This is a genomic window from Tepidimonas aquatica (genome assembly GCF_007556585.1).
In the GTDB taxonomy this organism is placed as follows: domain Bacteria; phylum Pseudomonadota; class Gammaproteobacteria; order Burkholderiales; family Burkholderiaceae_C; genus Tepidimonas; species Tepidimonas aquatica.
Window position 1 is genome coordinate 1 of sequence record NZ_VJNA01000047.1, and the last position, 8,514, is coordinate 8,514.

General features: G+C 68.7%; 8 protein-coding genes and 1 pseudogene. 8 read left to right on the forward strand and 1 reads right to left on the reverse strand.

Annotation, left to right across the window (positions count from 1 at the left end):
• Nucleotides 1–111 (forward strand): annotated as a pseudogene (locus Taqua_RS12325) (IS5-like element ISCARN85 family transposase); the annotation flags it as partial.
• A gap of 73 nt (nucleotides 112–184) precedes the next feature.
• Here Taqua_RS12325 and clpS read toward each other — a convergent pair.
• Entirely contained in the window at nucleotides 185–505 is a 321-nt protein-coding gene (clpS, locus tag Taqua_RS12330; protein WP_144326903.1) for an ATP-dependent Clp protease adapter ClpS, read from the reverse strand.
• A 105-nt stretch (nucleotides 506–610) separates the two neighbouring features.
• Here clpS and Taqua_RS12335 point away from each other — a divergent pair, with 105 nt between their 5' ends.
• The 7 genes from Taqua_RS12335 (at nucleotide 611) to Taqua_RS13820 (ending at nucleotide 8,274) form a co-directional block, all read left to right on the forward strand.
• Entirely contained in the window at nucleotides 611–1,087 is a 477-nt protein-coding gene (locus tag Taqua_RS12335) for a hypothetical protein (protein ID WP_144326904.1), read from the forward strand.
• A gap of 1 nt (nucleotide 1,088) precedes the next feature.
• On the forward strand, nucleotides 1,089–1,565 hold the full coding sequence (locus Taqua_RS12340) for an NUDIX hydrolase (RefSeq protein ID WP_144326905.1): 477 nt from the start codon (nucleotides 1,089–1,091) through the stop codon (nucleotides 1,563–1,565).
• On the forward strand, nucleotides 1,562–2,680 hold the full coding sequence (gene mnmA, locus Taqua_RS12345; protein ID WP_144326906.1) for a tRNA 2-thiouridine(34) synthase MnmA: 1,119 nt from the start codon (nucleotides 1,562–1,564) through the stop codon (nucleotides 2,678–2,680). The genes Taqua_RS12340 and mnmA overlap by 4 nt, the downstream gene beginning before the upstream one ends.
• Nucleotides 2,681–2,706: 26 nt before the next feature.
• Nucleotides 2,707–3,306: a high frequency lysogenization protein HflD gene (hflD, locus tag Taqua_RS12350; protein WP_144326907.1), complete on the forward strand. Its 600-nt coding sequence runs from the start codon at nucleotides 2,707–2,709 to the stop codon at nucleotides 3,304–3,306.
• 124 nt (nucleotides 3,307–3,430) lie between these two features.
• Nucleotides 3,431–6,184, forward strand: coding sequence for an aconitate hydratase AcnA (gene acnA, locus Taqua_RS12355; RefSeq protein ID WP_144326908.1), 2,754 nt, complete (start codon nucleotides 3,431–3,433; stop codon nucleotides 6,182–6,184).
• 252 nt (nucleotides 6,185–6,436) lie between these two features.
• Nucleotides 6,437–7,513 (forward strand): IS5 family transposase, encoded by a 1,077-nt coding sequence (locus tag Taqua_RS12360; RefSeq protein ID WP_246094722.1) that lies wholly within the window; start codon nucleotides 6,437–6,439, stop codon nucleotides 7,511–7,513.
• Entirely contained in the window at nucleotides 7,510–8,274 is a 765-nt protein-coding gene (locus Taqua_RS13820) for a hypothetical protein (protein ID WP_425472598.1), read from the forward strand. The genes Taqua_RS12360 and Taqua_RS13820 overlap by 4 nt, the downstream gene beginning before the upstream one ends.
• Nucleotides 8,275–8,514 lie beyond the last annotated feature (240 nt).

Here is an 8,514-nt window from a genome sequence, read left to right on the forward strand (position 1 = left end):
CTGTTCCGCCGTCTGAAAGGGTTCCGCCGCATCTTCAGCCGCTTCGACAAGCTCGACGTCATGTTCGCGGCCTTCATCCACTTCGCACTGATCGTCGAATCGTTGCGATAGTGTTAACAGGCCCTAGGTGGGGGCACCCGTCCGCTTTTCCATCTCCGGAGCCGACGCCGCCGTACGGCTCTTCTTAGGCCCTTTCCATGGTGCACAACAGGGGGTGCTGGTGCAGTCTTGAATATTCGTTCACCTGCGCCACCTTCGACTCTGCGATCTCGCGGGTGAACACGCCGCAGACGCCGCGACCGCGCGTGTGCACGTGGAGCATGATCTGCGTCGCCTGTTCGATGTTGAGCGGGAAGAAACGCATCAGGACTTCCACCACGAAGTCCATCGGCGTGTAGTCGTCGTTCAGCAGCACCACCGAGTACAGCGGCGGACGCGCGAGCTCCGGCTTGCCGGTCTCCACGAGTACGCCGTGGTGATGTTCGTGCTCGGTTTTCTTTGACATGCGAACCAGTATACGAAGCGTGAGCGCGGCCGACGGTGCGCGCAAGCGGCGTGGACGGGCTCCCGGTTTCCCCGCACAATCGTTCAGCCAACCGGAGACACCGCCATGCGCCCTGCCGTCGTCCTTGCCGTGCTCGCAACCCTCTGTCTCGCTCCGGTGGCGGCCGCCGCCGCCGAGCCCGACCCTCTCATCGGCCGCCAGCTCAAATCCCTTGATTACCAGTACGAAATCGACGACGACGGCGATTACCAGCTCGTCTTCGAACTGGACGACGGCCGTACCCAGCTCGTGTTCGTGCGGTCGACCTTGGAGAGCTTCGGCTCGGTGCGTGTGCGCGAGATCTGGTCGCCCGGCTACGAATCCAAGGGCTCCGACCTGCCGGCCGCGGTGGCCAACCGCCTGCTGGCCGACAGCCAGGACAGCAAGCTCGGCGGCTGGGTGAAGCAGGACAAGTACGGCGTGTTCGTGGTCAAGATCCCGGCCGACGCCGATGCCGAGACCCTCGACGACGCCATGGCAGCCGCCTTCCGCACGGCCGACCAGATGGAAGCCGAGCTGACGCCCGGCAAGGACGCGTTCTGAGGTGAGCTACCGGGAGGGCCGCTTCTGGCAGCCGGACGTGACCGTCGCCACGATCGTCGTGGACGGCGGGCGGCTGCTGATGGTCGAGGAGGCGGTGCGCGGCGCGCTGGTGCTGAACCAGCCGGCCGGGCACCTGGAACCCGACGAGACCCTGCTGCAGGCGGCCCGCCGCGAGACGCTCGAGGAAACCGGCTGGGAGGTCGAGCTCACCGCGTTCGTCGGCGCCTACCAGTGGAAGGCGCCGGACGGACCGGACGGTCCCGGCCGGCACTACCTGCGGTTCGCCTTCGCCGCGGTGCCGGTGCGGCACGACTCCGTCCGCACCCTCGACGAGGGCATCGTCCGCGCGCTGTGGATGACCCCCACCGAGCTGCGCGATGCCCGCCCGCGCCACCGCAGCCCGCTGGTCTGGCAGGCGGTCGCCGACTTCCTGGGCGGGCAGCGCCACCCGCTGCACCTGGCTCGCCACCTCGCATGAGCGGGGTGCGCACGATCGTCGGCATCTCGGGCGGCGTCGATTCCTCGGTCGCCGCCCTGCTGCTGCGCGACGCCGGCGAACCCGTCGCCGGCCTGTTCATGAGCAACTGGGCCGACGACGGCAGCGGCGACTGCCGCGCCGAGGACGACCGCCGCGACGCGGTGGCGGTGTGCGGGCGCCTGGGCATTCCGATCCACTTCCGCGATTTCTCGCGCGAATACTGGGACGGCGTGTTCGCGCATTTCCTCGCCGAGTACGCCGCCGGACGCACGCCCAATCCGGACGTGCTGTGCAACCGCGAGATCAAGTTCAAGCATTTCCTCGACGCCGCGCACGCGCTCGGCGCCGGGTTCATCGCCACCGGGCACTACGCCCGGGTGGAGCGCCGCGGCGACCGCCACCTGCTGCTGCGCGCGGTCGACCGCAGCAAGGACCAGAGCTACTTCCTGCACCAGCTCGGCCAGGCGCAACTGGCCGCCACCCGCTTCCCGCTCGGCGGCCTGCTCAAGCGCGAGGTGCGCCGCATCGCCGCCGAGGCCGGTCTGCCGACCGCGGCCAAGCGCGACTCGACCGGCATCTGTTTCATCGGCGAACGCGACTTCCGCGAGTTCCTGTCGCGCTACCTGCCCGCCCGCGCGGGCGAGATCCGCACCCCGGCGGGCGACCGCATCGGCGAGCACCCGGGGGTGTTCTACTTCACCCTCGGCCAGCGCGAAGGGCTGAACATCGGCGGCGTGCGCGGCTATGCCGCGGCGCCGTGGTACGTGGTCGGCAAGGACGTGCGAGGCAACGTGCTGTACGTCGACCAGGGCGCGGACAGCCCGTACCTGCGTTCGCGGCGCCTGTGGTCGGAGCCCGCGCACTGGATCGCCGGCCAGCCGCCCGCGTCCGTGTTCCGCTGCTCGGCCCAGACCCGCTATCGCCAGGCGGACGAGCCCTGCGAAGTCCGGGTGAACGACGACGGCCGGCTTGAAGTCCGCTTCGACCGCCCGCAACGTGCGGTCACCCCCGGCCAGTCGGTCGTGCTGTACGACGGCGAGATCTGCCTCGGCGGGGCGGTGATCGAACGAACCGACGCTCCGCTGGAGCAACGCTTGGGAGCACATGCCGCATGACGCCTGGCCCGTCGCGACCGCAACCGATGTCCGAGCGCGCGCTGGCGCTGGCCGGACTCGTCCAGGCGCTGGCCCAGGTGCGCCGCATCGCCGAGACCGGCCAGGCCCACGCCGCCACCCTGGCGACCGCGATCGATTCGGTGTTCCGCTTCCAGGCGCCCAGCACCGCCGCGGTGTACGGCGGCGCCGAGCGCGTGCGCGACGGGCTGGTGCTCCTTCGCGATTACTTCGAAAGCCGCGGCCGGGACGAGCAGTTGCCGCGTCTGGCCCTGTCCGTGCTGCAACTGGAACGGCGGTTCGCGCAGGACGAGGACATGATGCGGCGGGTCCGGGAGGGACTGCAGGCGCAGACCGCGCGCGCCGCGCAGCTCGGCGGCACGCATCCGGACGTGCTGTCCGCGCTCGGCGCGCTCTACGCCGACACCCTGAGCCACCTGCGTCCGCGCGTGCTCGTGCAGGGCAATCCGCATTACCTCGGACAGCCCGGGGTGGTCGCCGAGGTGCGCGCCGTGCTGCTCGCCGCCGTGCGCTCGGCCATGCTCTGGCGGCAGCTCGGCGGCAGCCTGTGGGACCTCACGCTGCGGCGCCGCGCGCTGCTGGAAGCGGTGCGCGCGCACCTCGGCTGAGACCGCGCAGGCGTGCCGATCGCTGCAGGAAGGTCGCCGTTTCCGGCATAATTGGGCGCTTGACGCCGGCGCCGTCTCCGCGCGCCGCGCGCCCCCCCTCCTCGCTGCAGCCACGGAGCCCCACATGGCCGACTCCTTCGCCACCCGCGCGCATCTCGACCTCAACGGCAAGACCTACACCTACTACAGCCTGCCGAAACTGGCCCAGCGATTCGATCTGGCGAAGCTGCCGTACTCGATGAAGATCCTGCTGGAGAACCTGCTCCGGCACGAGGACGGCGTCACCGTGCTGCCCGAGCACATCGAGGCGGTCGCGAAGTGGGATCCGCTGAAGGAGCCGGACACCGAGATCGCGTTCATGCCCGCCCGCGTGGTGCTGCAGGACTTCACCGGCGTGCCCTGCGTGGTCGACCTCGCCGCGATGCGCGACGCGGTGACGCGGCTCGGCGGCAACCCGGCCCAGATCAATCCGCTGATCCCGTCCGAGCTGGTGATCGACCACTCGGTGCAGGTCGACGTGTTCGGCCGTCCGGACGCGCTCGACCTCAACGGCAAGATCGAGTTCGAGCGCAACAAGGAGCGCTACAGCTTCCTGCGCTGGGGCCAGAAGGCGTTCCGCAACTTCAAGGTGGTGCCGCCCAACACCGGCATTGTGCACCAGGTGAACCTCGAGTACCTCGCGCGCGTGGTCGTCGAGCGCGAAGTGGACGGCGTGCTGCAGGCGTTCCCGGACACCGTGTTCGGCACCGACTCGCACACCACCATGATCAACGGCATCGGCGTGCTCGGCTGGGGCGTCGGCGGCATCGAGGCGGAAGCGGCGATGCTCGGCCAGCCCTCGTCGATGCTGATTCCGCAGGTGGTCGGCTTCAAGCTGACCGGCCGGCTGCCGGAGGGCTCCACCGCCACCGACCTCGTGCTCACCGTCACCCAGATGCTGCGCAAGCTCGGTGTGGTCGGAAAGTTCGTCGAGTTCTTCGGCGACGGCCTGCAGCACCTGCCGCTGGCCGACCGCGCCACCATCGCCAACATGGCGCCCGAGTACGGCGCCACCTGCGGCATCTTCCCGATCGACGCCGAGGCGCTGAACTACCTGCGCCTGTCCGGCCGTCCGGAGGCGCAGATCGCGCTGGTCGAGGCCTACGCCAAGGCGCAGGGCCTGTGGCACGAGCCCGGCCAGGCGGAAGCGCAGTACTCCGCGGTGCTGCATCTCGACCTCGGCGACGTCAAGCCGTCGCTGGCCGGCCCGAAGCGCCCGCAGGACCGCGTGCTGCTGCAGGACGTGCAGGCCAACGCGCGCGACGCGATCGCCGGCCTCACCGCCAAGCGCACGCCGAAGGCGGCGGTCGAGACCATGGCCGCCGAGGGCGGTGCGCAGCCGCAGGCCGCGCACCTGGCCGCCCGTCCGATCTCGAAGCTGCGCATCCAGGACCAGGACTGCGAGCTCACCGACGGCTCGGTGGTGATCGCCGCGATCACCTCCTGCACCAACACCTCCAACCCGGCGGTGATGCTCGGTGCCGGCCTGCTCGCGCGCAACGCCGCGCGACTGGGCCTGAAGGCCAAGCCGTGGGTCAAGACCTCGCTCGCACCGGGCTCGCGGGTGGTCACCGACTACCTGAAGAAGGCCGGCGTGCTCGACGATCTGGAGAAGCTCGGCTTCTACGTGGTCGCCTACGGCTGCACCACCTGCATCGGCAACTCCGGCCCGCTGCCGGACGAGGTCTCGCGCGCGATCGCCGAGAACGACCTCGTGGTCGCCTCGGTGCTGTCGGGCAACCGCAACTTCGAGGGCCGCGTGCACCCCGAGGTGAAGATGAACTACCTCGCCTCGCCGCCGCTGGTGGTCGCCTACGCGATCGCGGGCACGGTCGACATCGACCTGAGCAAGGACCCGCTGGCGCACACGCCCGACGGCAAGCCGGTCTATCTGCGCGACATCTGGCCGAGCAACAAGGAGATCGGCGACGTCATCGCCGCGACCATCGGCCCGGAGATGTTCGCCAAGAACTACGCCGACGTGTTCAAGGGCGACACCCGCTGGAACCAGATCGAATCGCCGGAGGGCGAGTCGTACAAGTGGGACGCCTCGTCGACCTACATCAAGAACCCGCCCTATTTCGACGGCATGAGCATGAACGTCGGCACCATCGACGACGTGCACGGCGCGCGCGTGCTGGGTCTGTTCGGCGACTCGATCACCACCGACCACATCTCCCCGGCCGGCAGCATCAAGAAGGACTCGCCGGCGGGCCGCTACCTGATCTCGCGCGGCGTGCAGCCGGCCGACTTCAACAGCTACGGCTCGCGCCGCGGCAACGACGAAGTGATGGTGCGCGGCACCTTCGCCAACATCCGCATCAAGAACCTGATGCTGGGCGGCGAGGAAGGCGGCAACACGATCTACTTCGGCAAGGACGGCTCGCGCGAGAAGCTGGCGATCTACGACGCGGCGATGAAGTACAAGGCCGACGGCGTGCCGCTGGTGGTGATCGCCGGCAAGGAATACGGCACCGGCTCCTCGCGCGACTGGGCGGCCAAGGGCACCAACCTGCTGGGCGTGAAGGCGGTGATCGCCGAGAGTTTCGAGCGCATCCACCGCTCCAACCTGGTCGGCATGGGCGTGTTGCCGCTGCAGTTCCTCGACGGCCAGAACGCGCAGACGCTCGGCCTCGACGGCACCGAGACCTACGACATCGTCGGCCTCGCCGACGGCCAGTCGAAGACCGCCACCGTCATCGCCCGCAAGGCCGACGGCGGCGAGGTCCGCTTCGAGGTGCGCGTGCTGCTGCTGACGCCGAAGGAAGTCGAATACTTCCGCCACGGCGGCATCCTGCATTACGTGCTGCGCCAGCTCGCCGCGAAGAAGGCCGCCTAAGCCGCTGCGGATCGGGCGGAAGCCCCGCCCGCGCCAGCGGCGCGGGCGTTCGGAAGGGCCGCGCGGCAGTGCCGCGCAAGCGGCCCTCCCTCACCCGCCACGGCGGCATCCTGCATTACGTGCTGCGCCAGCTCGCCGCGAAGAAGGCCGCCTAAGCTGCTGCGGATCGGGCGGTCGCGCCATGTCACGCCATAGGGCACTTCTCGAAACCTCCCTAACCGTTGTCGCCAGTGAGCCGGCATGATGTCGCCCATGATCACCCCGCGCATCAAGCCCTCGTCTTTGTGGCGTCACCAGCCTGGCGCTGACCTGTTCGTGCAGGACCAGCGCCAAGCCAAGCTCGGCGGCTTCATTGCCAACCTGGCAGCAATGGACGAACTGATCGACTTCGCGGCCATTGCCGCCCGGGTCGACACCGCCTGCCCTCGCGCTGACCGTAGCAAAGGCGGGCGCCCGCCGTACCCCACCGAGGTGATGGTGCGGCTGCTGTTCATCCAGTCGCTGTACAACCTCAGCGACGAGGACTGCGAGTACCAGGTGCTGGACCGCATGAGCTTGCCGCACTTCTGCCGCCTGGACGCAGCACTGCACATCCCCGATGCGCGCACGCTGTGGAGTTTCAAGCAGCGCTTGGCCCAAGGCGGTCTGGGCGGGCGCGCCATCTTCGAGGCGGTGAGCCTGCAGTTGCAGCAGCACGGCTACATCCCGCGCGGCGGGCAGATCGTGGATGCCAGCATCGTGCAGGCACCGCTCACCCAGGCGAACAAGGACGAGCGCCAAGCGCTCAACGAAGGCCGCAGGCCCGAGGGCTGGAGTGCCAAGCGGCTGCAGCACACCGACCGCGACGCGCGCTGGACCAAGAAGCACGGCAAGAGCTTCTACGGCTACAAGGTGCACGCCAACGCGGACGCGCGCTACAAGCTGATCCGCCAGGCGAAGGTCACGCCGGCCAACGCCGACGACGGCCAGACGCTCAAGGAGGTGCTGGACCGCGCCAACACCGGCGCGCGGCTGCTGGCCGACCGAGGCTACGACGCGCAGACCAACCGGGAGTTGCTGCAGGCCCACGGGCTGCGCGACGGCATCGCGCGGCGTGCGAAGCCCGGGCAGGAGCGGCGCGTGCGACTGGACGCGCGCAACAAGGCGATCAACCGCGTCCGCGCCAGAGGCGAACATGTGTTCGCCGGCCTCGAGCAGTTGGGCGGCAAGTGCGTGCGGGCGATGACGCTGGCGAGAAACGAACTGGCGATCCTGCTCAAGTGCGCGGCGTACAACGCCAAGCGGCTGGTCTGGCTGGTGCGCCATGACCCGTGCGGGTGTGCGCGATGAAGGGAGAGGTGCGCCCGCTGCAGCCTGCAAACGCCGTTTTGCAGGGCCTCGGGTGCCCGCCAAGGCGGCGATCACGGGGCCTGAGCGGCACCGCGAACCCCGAACCGAGCGACGCGAGCGCCCTCATGCCGGTTCAGCCTTCGGAAATGGGGTTATGCGAAGTGCCCTACTACAAGCAGGTCAAGGATGGAAACCGTCATCCTTACGAGGAGTTCTTCGCCAGGAACTCGAAGAACCCGGAACTGGCGCTGCGCGACGCGCTGGAGTGGTGGCACGAGGCCGACTTCGACCACTCGTTTGAAGAGCGCACGATCTATGAGTGGTCGCCCCGGCTGCGCGAGCTGCTGGCACGCGATCGCATTCTCAAACTGACCGAACAGGAGTTCGTGGATGCCGTTTCCCGGGTGCACGCGATCCGAGATCACGCGATCAAGCAGGAAAACGAGCACTTGGGCTTGCCCGACCGACCGCAGGCTGGCGACGACAAGGTGGAAAAGTTCGGCGAGTGGCTCTGGCGGCAACGATCCCGCGAAGGGCGGACGGTACTTGAGCTGTTGAACTACGTCGTCTGGGGCAACGGAAGTGTTTCTGCCCGGCTCTGGAACGCGATCCGCAGCGACGACTGGGCCATTCCGCACATTGGCCTGAGCAGCCTCGGGGAAATCGTCGGCTGGGCGCGCCCAGACGAGTTTCCGCCAAGGAACATGCGCACGAGCAAGGGGCTGCGGGCGCTCGGTTACAACGTGAGGATCGGTGTTTGATCTGCGGCCGTGGGCGGCGCCCGCAAGGTCCCGATCAACCCACCGTCCCCTGCGCCGGACCGGCCCGCCCTGGCATACCGTCCTTGAAGATTTGAGTCACATCAATCGGCCAGGGTAATCCCCCCGAAATCCAGCGCTCCGAGAAGTAGAGCTATGCGGCCATGGCCAGCCGCTGTTTTGGGGTGATGCCGCCCAAGGCCATGTTCGGGCGCTCGTGGTTGTAGCGCCACATCCATTGCG